The 18,969-nt window shown below is 34.9% G+C and carries 14 protein-coding genes and 1 tRNA gene; 1 reads left to right on the top strand and 14 read right to left on the bottom strand.

What is annotated here, in order from left to right; genetic code table 11:
- Positions 1-241 precede the first annotated feature (241 nt).
- From LQV47_RS10455 to LQV47_RS10415, 9 genes are all read right to left on the bottom strand, one after another.
- Entirely contained in the window at positions 242-1,171 is a 930-nt protein-coding gene (locus tag LQV47_RS10455) for a hypothetical protein (RefSeq protein WP_230036609.1), read from the bottom strand.
- A gap of 175 nt (positions 1,172-1,346) precedes the next feature.
- Complete coding sequence (locus tag LQV47_RS10450) at positions 1,347-2,477, bottom strand: hypothetical protein (RefSeq protein WP_230036607.1); 1,131 nt, start codon at positions 2,475-2,477, stop codon at positions 1,347-1,349.
- Between the two features lie 250 nt (positions 2,478-2,727).
- Positions 2,728-3,342, bottom strand: a complete 615-nt coding sequence (locus LQV47_RS10445; protein ID WP_230036605.1) for a response regulator transcription factor — start codon at positions 3,340-3,342, stop codon at positions 2,728-2,730.
- Positions 3,335-6,346, bottom strand: coding sequence for a HAMP domain-containing sensor histidine kinase (locus LQV47_RS10440; RefSeq protein WP_230036603.1), 3,012 nt, complete (start codon positions 6,344-6,346; stop codon positions 3,335-3,337). The genes LQV47_RS10445 and LQV47_RS10440 overlap by 8 nt, the downstream gene beginning before the upstream one ends.
- A gap of 469 nt (positions 6,347-6,815) precedes the next feature.
- Complete coding sequence (locus LQV47_RS10435) at positions 6,816-7,145, bottom strand: DUF4280 domain-containing protein (protein WP_230036601.1); 330 nt, start codon at positions 7,143-7,145, stop codon at positions 6,816-6,818.
- A gap of 57 nt (positions 7,146-7,202) precedes the next feature.
- Entirely contained in the window at positions 7,203-7,634 is a 432-nt protein-coding gene (locus tag LQV47_RS10430; protein ID WP_230036599.1) for a hypothetical protein, read from the bottom strand.
- Positions 7,635-7,643: 9 nt separating this feature from the next.
- On the bottom strand, positions 7,644-8,228 hold the full coding sequence (locus LQV47_RS10425; RefSeq protein WP_230036597.1) for a T6SS effector amidase Tae4 family protein: 585 nt from the start codon (positions 8,226-8,228) through the stop codon (positions 7,644-7,646).
- Positions 8,229-8,243: 15 nt separating this feature from the next.
- Entirely contained in the window at positions 8,244-10,487 is a 2,244-nt protein-coding gene (locus LQV47_RS10420; RefSeq protein ID WP_230036595.1) for a phage baseplate assembly protein V, read from the bottom strand.
- 528 nt (positions 10,488-11,015) lie between these two features.
- Positions 11,016-11,089, bottom strand: a tRNA-Ala gene (locus LQV47_RS10415).
- Between the two features lie 359 nt (positions 11,090-11,448).
- On the opposite strand from LQV47_RS10415, the gene LQV47_RS10410 reads away from it, so the two are divergent.
- Positions 11,449-12,057, top strand: a complete 609-nt coding sequence (locus tag LQV47_RS10410) for a DUF4142 domain-containing protein (RefSeq protein ID WP_230036593.1) — start codon at positions 11,449-11,451, stop codon at positions 12,055-12,057.
- Between the two features lie 176 nt (positions 12,058-12,233).
- Here the strand turns inward: LQV47_RS10410 and chrA are convergent, their stop codons facing one another.
- From chrA to LQV47_RS10385, 5 genes are all read right to left on the bottom strand, one after another.
- Positions 12,234-13,574, bottom strand: coding sequence for a chromate efflux transporter (chrA, locus tag LQV47_RS10405; protein ID WP_230036591.1), 1,341 nt, complete (start codon positions 13,572-13,574; stop codon positions 12,234-12,236).
- A 400-nt stretch (positions 13,575-13,974) separates the two neighbouring features.
- Positions 13,975-14,769 carry a LuxR C-terminal-related transcriptional regulator gene (locus tag LQV47_RS10400; RefSeq protein ID WP_230036589.1) on the bottom strand — a complete coding sequence of 265 codons (795 nt, stop codon included), beginning with the start codon at positions 14,767-14,769 and terminating at the stop codon, positions 13,975-13,977.
- A 379-nt stretch (positions 14,770-15,148) separates the two neighbouring features.
- Positions 15,149-15,940, bottom strand: a complete 792-nt coding sequence (locus LQV47_RS10395) for a LuxR C-terminal-related transcriptional regulator (RefSeq protein ID WP_230036587.1) — start codon at positions 15,938-15,940, stop codon at positions 15,149-15,151.
- 661 nt (positions 15,941-16,601) lie between these two features.
- A complete protein-coding gene (locus LQV47_RS10390; protein WP_230036585.1) occupies positions 16,602-16,859 on the bottom strand; it encodes a hypothetical protein in 258 nt (85 codons plus the stop codon).
- Between the two features lie 147 nt (positions 16,860-17,006).
- Entirely contained in the window at positions 17,007-18,830 is a 1,824-nt protein-coding gene (locus tag LQV47_RS10385) for a zinc-dependent metalloprotease (protein WP_230036583.1), read from the bottom strand.
- Positions 18,831-18,969 lie beyond the last annotated feature (139 nt).

Here is an 18,969-nt window from a genome sequence, read left to right as displayed (position 1 = left end):
TGACCATGTGTTTCCGCGGCAAGTTGGCCACCAGGCTTCTGGCGAAGTAAGTAATGTCATCAAAAAAATCCCACAAAACATGAATTTTGCAGGATTAATCAGCTTTTTTTAACATTTGAAGAAGTAGCCAACTGCGTCAATCCTCCTGTTTTGTTTGGGAACAATTTTTCTCTCTCATCATCAGTGATATATTATAAATGATAGGGCAGGAGGATTTAACTAATTTTTAAATAGTTCGCAGTTAATTGGCAATTTTATAACCATAGAACGAGCTTACGACCACCTGATAAGCAGTTCCGCTGGTTACGGCTGCTGCTGAAGCCATGCTTACGGTTTCTCCGGCATTCAGATAGGTAATGCACGAAACATTGGTCCCTGCCAATATACCGGGACTCGACTGGTAAGACTGAACCAATACATTATTGGGAGTGGTGCTGAAGTTTTTTACAAGATATAATATAGCCCACGCAAAATTGGGAGCACCGGCAATCGCACCATTATCAAACTGGGTAGAACCGTAAAACATATAATATCCACTGGTAGCAGCAGTAAACCTTCCATTGGCCGTATTCATTACATTTCCTGTATTGATGACTGTTCCTTCAGGATAGTTGATTTCGGCGTTGATATAAGGTCCGCTTACTGTAGCAGGAAGAGACTGTCTGGTTGTAGTGCTTATAGTGGAAAAAGCATAAGTGGATGCTGCTGCGGGCAGACTATTGGAGCTTGATAGTAAAATAAGTTCCCATGTCGTATTGGTAACCGTTCCCTTACTTATGAAAAAAGCATAGTAACCCGGAGGAACACTTATAGAAGCTACTCCTGCACCGCTTTGATTGTCAATCAGCTCTGTTCCGCTGGCGGCAATGGATAATGTTGCTGTTCCTGTATTTTTGAAATGGTAGGTTCTTCCGATAAAATTGCCGGATCCGGTTACAGCAGCAGGCAGCGTTAAAGTGCCATTGTTGTTCCCGCTGTAGGCTATATAATAATCATTGGCATCAACAGGACCACTTGTTGTTGTGGTTTTGTAGGTGGCAGCAAATGAGCCATTGACGGTTAGCTTACTGCCAGGATCGCTGGTATTAATACCTATATTACCGGTTTGAGAATACATCACAGTATAGTTTAGAGCTGCCAGTAGCGGCAGTAAAAACATTTTTTTTCTCATATTTAATAAGATTAATGAATAATTAGCGGGTAAAGAAATTTCACTTGTTGTTAATAGCCGGCATCTGTATCCGCTACAGAGAAAGCATGTTTAATGAACTGCCATAGGGATGAGGGACTTGAAGCAGTTCGGTTTTTCAGATTTATGTGTTTAGAATCATCTTGTATGTTTTTTCTTAATTTTGGAATTTCACAAAATCAAGGTAGAAAGCTGGATTACCACCATTAAACCCAGTCGGAACTACGAAATTGGTTTTATGAGCAACAACAGGATAAATTCCGGGAGCTGCAAAATACAATACTCTGGTCTGGTCTCTTGGTACAAAATTAATAGGATCAGGGCTGGCAGTTCCACAATAAGCTTTCCATACTTCTCCTATACCACCAATATAAAACCAGTAATCATTACAAGTAGAGGTGATCGTAATTCCGGAACGGAAAAAATACCAGCCTTTGGCTGGAATGTTCACTGATATTCCTGTCGGCAGGTTATCTCCACCTGCATTTCCAGTAAAAGGATTAGTTAATGTCCCTGTATACTTTGTCCAGTTGTTGGCAAATGCTGTGGTGACTGTTGATGACCAGGTAGCTAAACCGTTGGCGTCACTGGTCAGTACATAACCCAGCTGCTGAGTACCGTCTTTAATCTGTAATGCACCGTTATTAGTACCGTTGTCGATGACGATTTTAGAATTGGCTGATCCTGCAGGAACTGTATTGGTTCCTACCAAAATCTTTCCGGTTCCGTTGATACTCAGGTTGTTTCCTGCAGTAGCAATATTTGTTGGCTGAGATAGGGTGCCTCCTAATTTAACATCAGTGCCCGACATGGATAGACCGTTACTGGCGGTATAATTACCTGCCGAAGCACTCGCTGATACAATTTCCCAGGTAGAATTGGCCCCGGTAAGTCCTGTATTGATCAGCTGGATGCTTTGGTTGGCAGGGACTACAATACTGGTATTTCCATTAATTGTTTCCGGTGCTGCGGAATTGAGTGTAACGGTAAAATTTGTATTATTCTTAATAGTATACATTCGCCCCTTAAAATTTCCAACGCCATTGATGGCTGCCGGAAGATTGAATACAGCGTTAGCAGTGCCATTGTAAGAGACATGAAAATCAGCTGAATTCAAATTGTATGATGCTGTATTTATTGCAGTGTAATTCGCCGCTACGGATCCATTAATATCTATTGTGGATCCGGGATTGGGAGTATTTATCCCTACATTTCCTGCTTGTGAGAAGACAAGAGAAGAAGCGAGTAGCCCTAATAGTAGCCCTAATTTTGTAAATTTTCTTAGCATTTATTTTAGTTTTTTAATTTTAACTCCCTGAATATAAACTATGTATAGCATAATATATGAATAATATTGCCCTGATTTATTAATTTCAAGTTAAGTGTTTATTATTATATTGTGAATTTTATTGTATTATTTTTAAATAAAATACATTCATAACGCAAAAATATAGAAATACTTCTACAAAAAACAATGTGTTTTGTAGAATAAAATAAAGGATATTGTAGAAAATTTTCTACGTGTGTATTATGAGAAATCAGGCTATATAGGTTTGATATAATCTAATGAGGTCTGCTAAATTTTTCGTTTTAAGTTTGTTATGAATTCTTTTTTTATAGGTACTGATAGTAGGCATCTGGATACTCATCTTATTTGAGATCTCTAAATTGCCGTTACCCTGAACCATTAAAATAAAAATTTCGTATTCTCTTACGGATAATTTTTTTATAGAATCCAGTGGAGACTGCTGAAGCAATTGCTGTACAATAGATGGGGGGTAATAAAATCCCTCAGAAAAAATTTTATTTACGGCATCTGAGATTTCCTCAGATTTGCTTAATTTACTGATGTATCCGTTGGCGCCCGCTTTTATATACTGTACGGCTACCTCTTCTTCATAGGCAGAAAATATCAGGATTTTTATGGCGGGATCCAGTGTTTTAATTTCGGAGATCATTTTTTTGTTTTTGCTTTCCGGCATATTGATATCCAAAATAACAAGATCATATTTCTTCCCGGAAATCTTTTCCAGAGCTTCCGGATAATCTTCAGCCTGGTCTATCACAACACCCTGGATTCTTGACTCTAAAATCATGCTTGTTCCTACCAAAACAATGTCGTGATCATCAGCAATAAGAATATTCTTAGTCATCTTTTTTATTTGTTAAAATCAGTTTAAATGAAGTTCCTTTTAATTTATTTTTTTTGAAGGCAATTTTTCCTTCGATCATTTGAAGTAGCTGCAGGACAAGGTGAAGTCCCATTCCGTATTTTTGAAGCAGTAATTTTTCATTTTCAATATTATCCTGAAGTTTTGTATAATATTCTATTTTCTTTTCATCCATTCCAATACCGGTATCTGTTATCAATAGAATCACCGTATCGCCTTCCACACTGCTGTCTATTGTGATGGAGCCATTTTTTGTAAATTTTACAGAATTGTCCAGGAGATTGTGAAAAATTGCAGATAATATGTTTTTGCTGATCCATACAGACAGTGCCTTGTCTACATTATTAATAATTACAGTGTTACTGTTTTCTGCTATAGCATTGAAAAGCACTTTTTTTTCATCTATCAGCTTATACAGAGAATAGAGTTCTGTTTTGTTGGATCGGTGATGGGTGTAAATATCTGCATATTCTTTTAAGGTAATGGTAAAATTGTATAATTGATCTGAGGACTTGTAAATAGAATTCAGAATTTTTTCACTTTGCTGCCCGTTAAATTCATTCTGATTCAGGGCTTCTTTTGCTGTGAGCGCAATAAATTTTACCGGTGTTGTAATGTCGTGGGTAATAGTTCCGATCAGCTTTTTTTGCTGCTCAATTTCTTTATGAAGCTTTATTTTTGTAATCTTAAGCTTTTCAACAGTATCAGAAAGGCTTTTTGTACGGGAATTGACAATTTCTTCCAGTTCATGATTTTTCTTTTTCAGAAAACGCAATCTCCATCTTACCACCATGTATAATAAGAACAGTATGATGGAGAAAATAAATAGTTTAAACCAAAGCGTCTGGTAAAAATAGGGTGGAATGATGATTTTTATTTTTTTATAAATGTATTTTCCATCATCGGAAACAAGTATTCTCACTACAAAAGTATGGTTTCCGTAGGTAAGATTTGAAAATGAAAATTTTCCGTCCTTTCCTATAGGTTCCCAGCTGTCATTAGACATGCTGCTTAGCTTAGCTTCTATAACCAGGTTGTCGGGGTTTGAATAATAGGGTATATCAATGAAAATATCAATACGATTGGATTCCGGTTTTAGATGCAGCACTTTGTTGAAGTACTTTTCTTTATTATCAATCATAGCTCTTTCTATGTAAATATTCTCAGGATAGTAACTTCTTACTTTCGCCGGATCAAAGAAAACCAGACCATCTAAGGAAGGAAGTACAAATTCCCCGTTTTTTAGCCTGTTGCCACAGATATTACTGCCACCATTGAATTCATTGGTTTTGAAACCTGAATCTTTTGAAAACCGATAATAGTTAACCCTGAATTGTCTGTTCTGGACATATTGAAGCAGCTGGCTTTCCCGAACCCTGTAAAGCCCGTTGTTGGTAGGAATCCAGAAAAATCCGTATGAATCTTCCAAAATGGTATGAGATGAAGAAATATTGTTATTGGCATCATAGGGCATTTTGATCAGACGATTGTTTTTCAGTAGATAAAGTCCTTTTCCTAAGGTGGTTATCCAGAAATTACCATCTTTTGATTTGATAATACTACGGATGGATAATTCATTACCGGGATTTAAATTAAGCATTCTGTTTGTTTTCAGCGATACTTTGTATAATCCCTTTATAGTTCCTACCAAGATGTGATCCTCATCAAACTTCAGGAATTTAGAGGGTTCATTATTAAAAAAAAACCTCTTTTTTACAGATTTGAAAGACAAGTCTTTATATATCAGAAGATTTCCGCTGTATTCAGTAGTTCCATCTTTTTTTTGATGGACTTCCAAGGCATAATACCTGTTGGCATCAAAAAAAAAGTCTATTAAAATGAAATTTTTCTTTGAAATAGTTTCTGTGTAAGATGCTTTCTTCTGGTATATCACCAAGTCATTTGCCTTTCGTACAATAAGATTTTCCTTCTCATCATAAGCCATGAAGAACGGCGTGATGTTTTTAAAACTTTTATCCTCTACGAGCCCGCTTTGGCTATAGCTCTCACCGAAGGTTGTGATTACTGAAGACTCAGTGTAGGGGAGAGTGGCATAAAAGACAGATTCCGGCTTCGATGAATGCCTCTGAAGGGTACTGAAATCTGAAAAGCTGATGATCTGCAGTCCATTGGTGCTGCTTCCGAGATAAAGTTTTTTGTAAGATTTGTCGTAGTATATGCTAATTATATTCTCTGCAATATGGTCGAGCTGTGCAATTTTTGATATATTGAATTTATTTTTTTCATAAAGACACCTGTATATGTTATTCTTATTGACTATAAACACCTGGTTATTAATCCGGCTCCAGTAAATTTTAGTATTACTATCTGTCAGTAAAGGTTCATTATAATAATCAACAACTTTTCCCTTTTCAATTTTCTGAATATTTTTTGAGCGATGATCAATAAAGAATACTGATGTATTGAGTAAGAAAATTTTGGCAGTGTTCTTATAGAATGTTTTGATATTTAGATGCTCTTCTTTTTGGGAAACGGTATCAACATATTTCAGGGAATTTTCTTTTATAAAATAAGTGCCTTCATTAAGCTGAAAATAAAGGCTCATGCCTGGTGACGTAGTATAGCTATAATTGGACCCGTACAAAAAGTAATTGGTATGGTCTTTAAATATAAAATTTGATTTTTTTTTTAATGAGTTTGTTACCACAGGAGATTTTTGGTGTATAAGGACGGTTCTTCCATAGTCTGCTGTAGTATAAATGCTGTCTTTCTCGGGATGGCCATAGAAATACATAAACCGCTGACTGTTTAATGGAAGATTTTTATAAACCAAAAATTTCATTCCATCATACCTTACAATTCCGTTTTCAGTGGTCAGCCAAATAAAACCGTATTTGTCTTTTATAATATCTTTTACGCTGTTTTGCGGAAGGCCGTTGTCTGTATTATATAACTGAATAGTATAGTGCTGGGTGTAAATAATAGAAAAAATAAAGAGAAGAACAGCGGAAGAATATTTTTGCACAAACTTTTGTTTAATTTTCCCACAAATTTATTACCAAATATGTAATAAACAAAAATAAAAGGTTTTTTCTTCATCCTTGATAGAAATGCACGAAAAATAACAGCTATTCTATTATTTTAAGCATGATGCAAGGGTTTTGTTCCCTGTACTTTATAGGTGATTAAGGACCAGGTTATAAACTTGAAGACTAAGCAAATTGTATTAAATCTAAAACCTCTTGGATTCAGGCTAATGAAAAATACATAACCACTGTTACTGAAGAAATTCTTTATAAATTAAAAGACAAGCATAGACCTTATACGGCTTTTTAGAAAAAGTAATTCCCTCCAAATTGTTGAAGGAATTTTTTATCTTGAAATGTTTCGTAATAACATAGAGCCATTATTTTACATATTAACAAAATGGTTATCATTTAGTTGCTTGAAACGAAAGGCAGATTGGGTTTTATCACTAAGAATCAGCTTGTATTTTACTCCTCAACAAAGCTTTGGGCTGACTTTACAACTGATATTTTACCACCAATAGAACACTGGCAGGTAGAGTTATCTAAAAGTTCTTTTTTACCCTCAATTTCAAAAACAGAGGTATCTTGCCATTTTACAGGAGACGGGGCACAGGAAGACCTTAAAACACTACACGTGCCAAAAGGTTTAATGTTGGTGTTAGGTTGCTTATCTTCCTCTGTAGCCTGTAATTTTCCATCAATACTCATAAAAGATTGACTGGTTACTGTGATAGGTGTCATAGCTGTTCCTTTGTCACATTTTAGCTGGGTGGTATCTGTGATGTGTTGGGGCATAATTTGAATTTATCACGGTTTTTAATAATGTATCTAATGTCTTCAATTTTTATACTTTTACTCTGTTTGAATCCTTATATAATAGTTCTCAAGATAATCTTTCATATAATTTTCAATATCATATTCAGGTTCTCTATTGTAATTTTTCTTATTTTCTACTAAATTAATGTACATCTTTTTCAAATCACTATTTGACTGATATATGCAATTACATTTTTTCCTTTTGTGATTTTTATTATAATTGGCAAATTGCTGTTTTATTGCTTTAATACTTATTAGTCTGGGTAGTGGAAATAATAAATTATATTTTGAACCATATTCATCTTCTAAAGTATATGATTTGCTATTTAAACAATAAATTTTCCCAAACTCAATATATTGGTTATAAGAAATACTATCTTTTTTTAATTTAATTACAACAGAATCAAATCTCGTTTTTTGTGCATTTAATGAAATAAAAAACACGGTAAAAATTACTATCCATTTCATAATTAAAACTTATTTTAATTCCCAAAAATAAACTGTTCCACCATAGCTAACATAGTTATGCCCTCCAATTACATCTCTATTATTCCCAATCCATAAGGTAGCATGTCCTGTAATTCCGTCTCCAAATCCACCTAAAATGATATAAACTCCATTTTTTATTCTACCCTCGTTAATTTTATCAGCAACAGTCTTAATATCTGATGGACCAGCTACTGTTATATCAGCAGAACCCCACACACTTTCTTTTTCTAACCATTTTTTCAAACTTCCAGCACTGGCTATAAATCCTTTGCCTTTAAAATCTCCTTTCTGTATCTGAAAATCTTTTCTTACAATCATTTTTCCTTTTAATAGTCCAAGAGATACTCTAGTTGCACAAGCATTTCCAAAAGTTTTCTTATCATAATCATCACCCAATATTTTAGGAAAAATTGAGGTTGCAGGCTCATCATCATTACCAACTTTAGGATAGCCATTATAAACATCTGACCAACTGGGTCTTTTTACTCGTATTGTTGTGGATGCTCTTCCACTTGTTGCAACAATCCCTCTTCGTTGCTCCAGTAAAATAGGTGTAAAATTGTTAATATTCATTTTTTTTGATTTTTTTTATAAATTTTCTACTTCTTCATCTTCTTGCTCTAAATCCAATGTATATCCTTTCAAAGGCTCTCTAAAAACTGCTATTCCATCTTTGTCTACTGCTCCTGATAAATTTAATTCAGTTAAGCCTACTGCAATTGGTTCACCATCATCTGATTTTATAGTAACATCAATACTTTCTCCCTCTTCATAATTTCTTGTTTGTACCATCAAATTCATATCAACAAAAAATCTGGATTCATCCATTAATGGTGTATTATCTTCTCCATGAGCCCAGTACATTGTTACAATTTGCTTTTCTTTCGTGTAATCAAACTCACCATTTTGAGGAAGTTTATTCATTTGTGGAGCTTTGTACTCAATCTTGTCTTTAGCCGTCAATAATGAGTTAGCACCATACACATGCATTCTCTCTTTTGCTCCAAACTCAGTCTGTCCATCCGTGTAACCTATGAATTTTTCTTTTCCATAAAGGTCTAGATGTGCTTTTGCTGATATTTCAGTATTGGTTCCAGCAGAAATAATAGTTTTCTTCCCACTGTCTTGGCTGATTTCTTGTCTTGCAATAATCTTGATGTTCTGCCCAACATTGGTATCCATATTCTTTCCTGCCTTTGTTTCAATATTCTCTTCAATATCAAATTTCAGGTTCTTTGATTTTATTGTAATGGTTTCAGGTGCAGTAATATTAATGTTACTTCCCTCTGTATCAAATCTCAATTCATTGCCACTTTTGTCTGTCAGTAAAATGCTTTCATCCTCAGTAAACACTAGTCTATGTCCACTTCTTGTCTGTAAGGATTTTACACGGTTATCCGTACCACCTCCCAATCCTACACCTCCATGAAACATGCCACCCATAGCAAAAGGAAAATCTGGATTGTGATATTCAAAACCTATCATCACTTGGTCTCCGATTTCTGGAACAGCCACAAATCCCCTGTTCTGGCTTATGGCATCTGTTCCCCCAGCATCGGGACTCATCATCCTTATGAAATGGGTGGTATCATTTAGTTGCCAGTCAAATTGCACCTGTATTCTTCCTTGGTTTAAAGGGTCAACATTGGATATAACTGTTGCTACCTGTGGTTCTGCTTTAGGCATTATAAATTCAGGTCTAGGCATAAAACCTGTTCCCTCTGCTATAGCTTCAAAGCTTCCAGTGTAATAGCCTCTGGCATCAACTTCGTGATTAGCTTCTGTAATCATCAAAGTTGTAAAGTGAGAGGTCTGGTTACTGTCCTGTTTTCTCATGTCTATATCTGCCACACAACCTATGAATAAAAAAGGAACTGTTGTACTTCCAGATACAGTAAAAACTTCTACTGCCTTACTTCCTCTTGCACTTTTTTGGGAATCATCCACATCCAAAAACATATTGGCATTAATAGGGGTGGGAGTCAATGAACGGGTTTTAAAAATATTGTTATTCAGCTCATAGGCTTTTTGAGATAAGTCTCCTAAATGCTTTATAGCATTATCAGAACCATTCATTTTAGCATGACTACTGCTGTTGTAACCAAAGTATTCTGGTTTTGTATGTACTGCTTTTAACTCTACCTGTACATCGTTAACGTTACTACCATAAATAAGTTGGATAGGCTTTTCATGAGGGGGAAGCTTTCCAAAGTGTAGTACTTCACCATCATAGTAAAACTGTTCTCCGTAGGCTTCTGCCAGTCTTGTCAGGTAGTTGTAATGAGTTTCACAATATTGAGCACTATAATTAATGTAGCTTTTATTCTGGGCATCTATCCTAAAATCAAATTGAGTTGTTCCCAATGTCTCTTTAATAATGTTGTCAGCAATGATAGAGGTGTTTACAGTCTGATTACCTCCGAAACTTTGAGTATGGGGTGCAGAGTCCATTAATATAGTTGGACTGTAGCCTTTGAGTACAATATTGCCTAGGCTCATTTTTTCCTGACTGAATGCCACTTTTGTAACTACACCAACAAACGTTCTTTCGGGGCTTTCGTTTTCAGCATCTTTATATTTAAAAGTAACTGTCAGACGTTTTCCCAGAAATTGTTGTACATGTTCTAAATTATGGCTCTGTACTTCATCAAGAGAGTCATGTGCTAAAGTAAGCTCAAAGCAGTGGTGTTTTCTGGCACTTTGCTGTAAACGGAAGTGTTTAAAGTGCCTGATAGGTTTTCCATTAACCACAACATCAAGCTTAACCACACGGTTAATACCTGCTATATGGTTCTCAGAAATCCTCTCAGAATTTGAGACATTTTTTTTCATTATATATCTGTGTGTTTTTGATATTATATCACTAAAGATAGATAAAATATCATGCCAGATATAATGTTTTCTGTTAAATTTTAAAAAGTGTAGTAGAACTACGATTGATTAGAAACGTGATGTCAAATCTATAGTTCTAATTATTATGATGTCTAAAACGACATTAAGGGAACTTTGGATTTATCCAGAATGTGAAGTCCCATTTTAATACCTTAACCAACTTTTTTATATATAGTTTAACTACCTATATGAACAACAAGCCCCTCCTTTTGTTTTGATTTTGGTAATGCCCCCTCTTTTTGAAATTGGACTTATCTTTATTTATCTGGAAAAGATAAAATATTTTTAGTTTGGAGATTTTTCGAGAGATATAACAGTCAGTTTTGAGCCTAAAAATTTACTAAATGTGGTACTGAAGTAAGAAATCACTATCTTTGTTATATATAAAATGTAGGGAAAATGTGGGACAAAAAAGTCTAGTAAAAACAAAAACCCACTGATTATCAGCAGGTTTGCATTTGTCCTTTGTGGAGAATACGGGATTCGAACCCGTGACCTTTTGACTGCCAGTCAAACGCGCTAGCCAACTGCGCCAATCCCCCTTTTTGAAGCGGTACAAAAGTAAGTATTTAAATGATATCTGCAAATATTTTCAGGAATATTTTTACAAACTTTTCTTTTTACAAATTATGCATTTGGGATTAAATATAAACTGTCACGAAATAACGCTGCCTATAGCATAAGGCGTATATGATTGAGATCATAATTTCTTAGTGAGTTAAAATTTATTTTTGTAATTCTTATTTAGCAGATACAACCCGAATTACTTAAGTGTTAGACTGTCTTATTTATAGCCATTAATGAAATTGGAATAAGGAATTTTTAGGATGTAATTAAATCATAAGTATTTTAAATCTAATCTGTTAATTGATTGAGTGATCACCATTTAAAATTTATTAATATGAAAAATTCTGCTTTAACAATTTTTGCAGTCTTTGCTTTTATAGCCTGCAAAAAAAATGAAACAACAACGGTAAGCCAGCCTGCAGACAGCATGTCTGTATCTGCTCCTTCCGATTCCTCAATGACCGTTAACGACTCTGCAAAAACCACTAATTCCCCGTCTGCAAATTCTCTGAGCGATCAGGATAAAAAATTTGCTGATGCTGCTGCAAAAGGAGGACTGATGGAAGTGATGATGGGGCAGCTGGCAGCAACCAATGCTTCCGGTGCTGCGGTAAAAACCTTGGGAGAGATGATGGTCAAGGATCATACTAAGGCCAATGATGAGCTCAAAAAATGGGCATCAACAGCAGGCTATACACTGCCAACGGGTTTGGATGCTGAAAAGCAAAAAAAATATGACGACCTGAAAGCAAAAAAAGGAGTGGACTTTGACCGTATGTATACTGATCTGATGGTTACCGATCACAAAAAAGATATTGAAGAATTTAAAAAAGAAGGCGCTGAGGGTAAGGAAACATCATTGAAATCTTTTGCTACCAAAACCCTTCCGACGTTAGAACACCACTTAATGGAATCTGAAAAGGCGAAGAGTACTGTTAAATAATATGAGGCATATGTTGAATTCTGGGTGATAAGGTAATTTCTTTATTACGACGGTAGCAGAGTAGGGAATAGAGCGGCTTTCTTTTGTGAGCGGTCACAGCTACAATAAAGTCTATGGCTTCTTTGCTAAACAGGCCTTACCTAACCATAATTTCGCAATTAATATGGTTATTATATTTATGCGAAATGCAAAAGATATTTCAATACACCAAACAATAAACTGATCAGAATAAGATAGATCATATGAAGTTTATACCGGTAAAGCAGGACCACTGAAATAATTACCCAGAGCAATGAAATCCAGTTTACAGCTGCTACAGAGATTGCCTGGCCGTTGAATAAAATTTCCTCACCCAGATAAAATGCCAGGTTGACAATAACACCCACCACTGCTGCCGTTATTAATGATAACACAGTCTGTATCATTTTGTTTTCCTGCGTTTTTTCGATCAAAGGAGCTCCCATAAAAATCAGAATAAAATTGGGCAAAAAAGTAAAATAAGAAGCGATAAGCAATCCGATAGAGCCCATTACCAAAGAACCCCCAAAATGGTTGTAGCCAGCCATGAAGCCAATGTAGGACAATACAATAACCAGGGGACCCGGTGTAGTTTCCGCGAGAGCAAAACCATCTATCATCTGCGTCTTAGTCAGCCACATCAATTTATTGGTTACCAGGTTGGCAGCATAGGGGATAACCGTATAGGAACCGCCAATTGTTAAGAAAGCAGCTTTGGTAAATAATAGAGATGAGTTTTGCCAAAATATCGGATCAATTAAGAAATTAGATACATATAAAAACGGAGCTAGCCACAAGGCTGCAAACACCAGCAGCTGTAGCATGATTTTCTTTACCGATGTTTCAGAACTGCTTTGATTGGAATTCACAAAGTATACATCTTCATGAATGAGATCCTCGTTTTCTTTATTTCTGGCTTTAGGAATTAGAAGTTTGGGAAAAATCAGGTTGACAGTAATTCCTAAGATGATAATGCCAAATAAGATATAAGGCATTGAAATATGAATAAAATACGACAATAAAAAAGCCATCGATGCGGCGAAAAAATGCAGGGGAGTAAGGAGGGATTTTTGACTTACTTTCCATGTTGCAAATAAAATGATAGCCAGCACGGCGGGTTTTAATCCATTAAATACAGATGTTAACAGCGGTGTATTTCCGTAGAGTGCATATATTAAGCTTAGTCCCAGTAAAATACACATTGAGGGTAAGATAAAGAATAAACCAGCTATTATGCCGCCTTTTAGACCATGGAGCTTCCAGCCAATATAGATTGCCAGCTGATGAGCTTCCGGGCCGGGTAAGACCATACAGGCATTGAGGGCGTGATAGAATTTGCTGGTACTGATCCATTTTTTCTTATCAACTAAAAAGGAATGCATAATCGTAATATGACCGGTAGTTCCTCCAAAGCTGATCCACCCCAGGATGAACCAAAACTGTACAGCTTCTGAAAAAGAGGGTTTTGAGACTTTTTTTTCGTTTATAATTTGTTGCATTTATTTTATATTTGGGGAGCATGCTGAATGATTCGAAAATCGATGATCCCTTACATAATGTATAAGGCAAATCCTGATTGGAAACATCAGGAAAGATAAACTCAAATATAAGTATTTTAGGGGAATTACGGAAGGTTTTGAGCATGGTTTTTAAGGTCCTGATTTAATCATATTGCACTGAATGTAGTGACATACAATTTAACATAAATAAAGCCTTGAAAAATCAATTTTCATAAGTAACATTGTACAGAGTTATAATTTCAGAAGCCTTTGTTGAGAATTTCAGAGAAAGGTATTATGATATTTATTTTAAAATGCAAATCTTTCAATTCACAGGAAGTTGGCTTTCATTGCATATCATGATCTTTTTTAAGCTGTCCTCTATTGATATTCTTTTTATTTAAAGGATAAGCAAGCTGTGATTCATAGTATAAGCAATAAGTTCTGCCGAAGTTTTAGTATTTGTTTTTTTTCTAAGGTTACTTTTATGATTCTCCACCGTATTATAAGAGATAAAAAGCTTTTCTGCAATTTCCGGACTGTTGAGACCTTGGGCCATAAGCTTTAAGATGTCTTTCTCACGATTTGTTATATTTGGCTTTTCTGTGTCTATTGGATGTAATTGCTGATCAACATGCTTAAAATACTGGACTTCATTATCGCTAAAATCTATTATGGAAAGAAGGGGCAGGTTTTGAATAATGAAATGGGAAAGATCATAAATAACAACTATAGATGCTTTTATTTCGTAGTTATGAATAATTTGAAAGGGTGACTGAAGTAATATCCAGCGATAATCTCCATTCCGGGTAATCATTCTGCCGTAATGATTAAACCCTACATCTGTTTTTCCCTCTCTAAGAAACTGCAAACGGACATTGGCAGAAAATACAAATGCTGCCATTACGTATTCTCTGTCTTGAGGATGAAATAGGTTAATAAAAAATTCAGTACTTGAGCCCATCCATTCTTCTTTGCTAAAAGGAGTAAATTGTTCAATATTTTCACTGGTTCGTTCTATTTCCATGTTGGTCCCATTGACAATAAACCAAAAGAAAGGTCCTACAGAAAACTTTTTAGCACTTTCAATCGAGTCCTTAAAAAAATCGAAATAATTGGCAGGCAGCTGGCCATCTTTTTTATTGAAATAGTCATTAAACTGCTTTTCATCCATTGGGTTAATATTTTTCTCCATAATATTCCGAATAATTAAAATAAATCTAATTTTTTATTGCGAAAATTATACCAGCGTCTACAGAGGTAATAGATTTTACTGACACACAATTTCTTGATGCCCGTTTTTGTGAATGATAAAAGGAGCTTGAAGCTTTTTAGTGGGATTGAACAATTTGTAAAAGTCTATTATTTTTTAGAACGCTTACAGTGACGTGGTAGGTTCAAAAAGTTATCTTCGATATTGTTATTAAAATTCTTGCTAGATTATCTGGAAATTGCTGGTTTTATTAAAAAACAAATCTTTCAATTCGCAAGAAACTCTTTTGAAACTTGGGAAGTTTATCCTTCATTGTATATCATAAATTTTTTATGGACATCCTATATTATATTCTTTTTATTTAAAGTACAAGTAAACTGTGATTCATAGTATAAGCAATCAATTCTGCTGAAGTTTTAGTGTTTGTTTTTTTTCTAAGATTACTTTTATGGTTTTCCACCGTACTATAAGAGATAAAAAGTTTTTCTGCAATTTTAGGACTGTTGAAGCCTTGTGCCATAAGCTTTAAGATGTCTTTCTCACGATTTGTTATATTCGGCTTTTCCGTGTTTATTTTATGCAGATCCTGATCAATATGCTTGAAATATTGTACTTCATTATCAGTAAAATCTATTATGGAAAGTAACGGCTGGTTTTGAATAATGAAATGAGAAAGGTCATAAATGACTACCAAAGATGCTTTTATTTCATAGTTATTAATAATTTGAAGAGGTGATTGCAATAATATCCAACGATACCCTCCATTCCGGTCTATCATTCTGCCATAATAATTGAATCTTATTTTGGTTTTTCCCTCTCTTAGACGCTGTAAACGTAAAGTTGCAGAGAATACAAATGCGGCCATGATATGATGTCTGTCATTTGGATGAAAAAGATTTATGAAAAAACCAGTATCTGAATTGATCCATTCTTCCTTGCTGTAAGGGGTAAATTGCTCAATGTTTTCACTAATTCTTTCTGTTCTCATTTTTGTATTGTTGGTAATGAACCAGAAATAGGGACCTATAGAGAAGCTTTTTGCATTATTAATTGAATCCTTAAAAAAGTCATAATAATTTTCAGGAAGATCACTGTTCTTCGCAAAGAAATCGTAAAATTGCTGTTCATCTATCGGATTGATCTTTTTTTTCATAATATTTCCGCTAATTAATATAAGTCTACTTTTTATTATGAAAATTATACCAACAATTACTTAATTAAGTTAATTATTTTTGCTATATATAATTTCTTGATGTGGGTTTTTGTAAATAATAAGAGATTTATGTAATTTATTTTTTTAGCCGGAATGAAGCATTGCTAAAACTTATTATTTTTTGAGACTCTTCCAAAGCAGAGTAGGCCCTCAAAAGTTTTATTCAGTATCGAAAAAAAAAAAATCTATAGGCAGATGTAAGTATTTAGTGGTCACTAATTCAAATTCTGACAACTCTTAAATTGGAAATTGAGTTGGAAAGTGCCGGCATATTTAATTAAAATGATAAATGAATTTAAACATAAGTACTATAATAAGCGCCTGCTTAAACTAATTAAAAATTGAGTCACAAAAGCTGAGTGAAAATCTATAAACACTTTAGTTTATTTAAGTTTAAACTGATTGAAAATAAAAAGTACACGTAAGCAAAAAATCTTTGATTTTTAAAAACTTACGTGAGCTTTAGTGAGCTTACTTTCAAAACTTTATTTAATCTTAAGTGTTCAATAAACTTTGTGACTTTTTGATAATGTCAAATCTTCGATTTGTGATTATAATAAAAAGTGTAGACAAGTTCAAGAAATATGATACCGATGTTATATTATGGTTTAATATCATAATCATACACTGTATCTTCATCAAGATATAGATATAATTTCAATTTAAATAGTCCGAAAAATGATTTTCTCAAAACAAAAACACACTCTTTGGTATGTATTTTTTGTACTTGATAATCGCTGAAAAAGAAATCCAGATCATCCATTTTTTTTCCAACCAGCTGATCTTCCCGCAGCAGAATATTTTGATCCTTATCATAGAAATGATATTTTTTATTGAAATAAAATTTTTTATTTTTCATACTTAGATTTTATTATTTGCAAAGTCTTTTTATTATGCAGATTACAGAACTTGCTGAAGTCCTGTAATCTGATAAAATATATAATAATGTGTTTTTTTTAATTTAGCAGGATAGGTCTTTCTTTTCCGTTCTGTTTGCCGGCCTGATTTATTGGATGAACTTTTTAGAAACTTTCTGACCGTTTTCTATAAATGTTAAAACATAAGTTCCTTTATGATAGAAGTTCAATGTAATTTCGCTGGTTTCAGACTTTCCTTTTTGAATCATTTTTCCACTGATATCATAAATTTCGTAGCTGCCAAATTTTTTAGATCCACTATTGACAAGAATCAACGAATTAGTCTCTTGCGAATAATGAACTGCTTGGGGAAGTCTATTAATGTCAATAGTATTTAAGGTAGCCCCTGGAATTCGTACTGAATAATCTTCCGTTTGACCATTCGTTAAGTTTTCGCAGGGTGTTTTCTGATCTCTGTCCGCGATCACTCTCATCCTCAGATACGTGTCTTTTACTGCTGAAGCAGGAGGTGTAAAATTAATCACATAAGGTGACTGGCTGGAATTGAGCCTGTTAGGTGAAGCTCCAATCAATTCTGAAGCTTCAAAACTGCCATTATTATTATAATCAATCCACGCCATTATATATTGTGGGTTGCCTCCGAAACTTACCTTTAGCTCATTGAAATCAACGCTGATATCGGTAAAAACTTCTCTTCTAAAGCAGTTTTGTAAACTGTAATCTGCATAATAATGTCCATTAGAATACGTCCAAAATGCATCTGATGCATTATTTATGCTGCCGAGTTGAACTCGCCTTGGTCCCATACCTTGATTTGACGGATTAGTTATGCCGGTAGGATTGCAGGAAGAAGCCGTTAATGTAGGTACAGGAGAAGCTGAAGAAATAGCCGTTCCTGCCAAAGATCTTGTCAGATTAGACCGGTACTGCATAAACATAGCAATACCCCGTTCTCTCTGCCCCGTAGTAAATTTTCTCGGACGGGAAGTATAATTCATGAAATTATACTGAGTGCCCTGATAAGGAGATCCTGTACAAGGATTCATGGTTGTATTGGAAGGAAATGGCGAAACATATAATAGATTAGCGGTAGGCTCTGTATCACATACCTTGTCATTGCTGGTAGTACAGTTAGAATTATCCGGGCAATGGGATGCCTGTGGGGAAGACGAAATAGCAGAGGTTCCGGCGAAGACATGATCAAGACCTATTGCATGCCCAAATTCATGGGCTAGAACATATGGATTATTAGTGCCGGCTGCTTTCATAAAACTGTCATAGGCAGAATTAGGATTTGCAGGAACACCAGCCCAGCCTAAAAGGCCGCCAGTACTTTTATCTCCATCAAAGGCGATAACAATATATATATTGAAATAAGAGTTTTCAGGCCAATGGGGAGCCATACTTTTTATTTGGCTTTCACTAGGCCCATTGGTACCGTTTTCTTTCATACCAGCTGAATCATATCCTGGAAGGGTGCTTCCGTTATATCTTATAATTCCGTTAGTGGTACTGCATTGCGGGGTTCTTTTGGCCAGCACCAGTTTAAAGGGAATAACATTTCCGTCATCAATTCCCGGCCCTTCTGTATAATAGCCATTACCATAGGTGGTTGCAAACATCTTGTTACAGTTTTCTATCCATTCCTGGATCTGGGTATCGGTACGTGTAAGAAAAGCATTGGACGGACTTGAAGATTCTATAACATGTACCACGACAGGAATTTCATAAACTGTCCCGGTATACAGTCCGTTTTTAGAGGTGGCCCCAATTTTATTAAGATACTCCTTTACGTTCGTCTGCATGAGACGGGCTTCTGCATCTTCTCTTGCTTTCCGGATTTCCGGATTTTTCCTTTCCAGTTCCTGCTGAACCTGGTCAAAGGCACATGACTCCTGTCCGAATATCATTATTGTGCCTATTGTTATAATAATAGTTAAAATTTTTTTCATTGTAATTTTTTTTAGAATAATAAGAAAATAGATATGTCCGAAACCTGAATGAAGGCCTTACCCAATAATAAAAGGGACTGCTGTCTTTATTTTTTAGAATTTTTGAAATCTCAATTTGGCAATGCTTCTATGCAATGCA

The sequence above is a fragment of the Chryseobacterium sp. Bi04 genome (assembly GCF_918698085.1).
Taxonomy (GTDB): Bacteria; Bacteroidota; Bacteroidia; order Flavobacteriales; family Weeksellaceae; genus Chryseobacterium.
The sequence above is the reverse complement of the archived record's forward strand: the minus strand, read 5'-3'. Positions and strand labels throughout refer to the sequence as shown.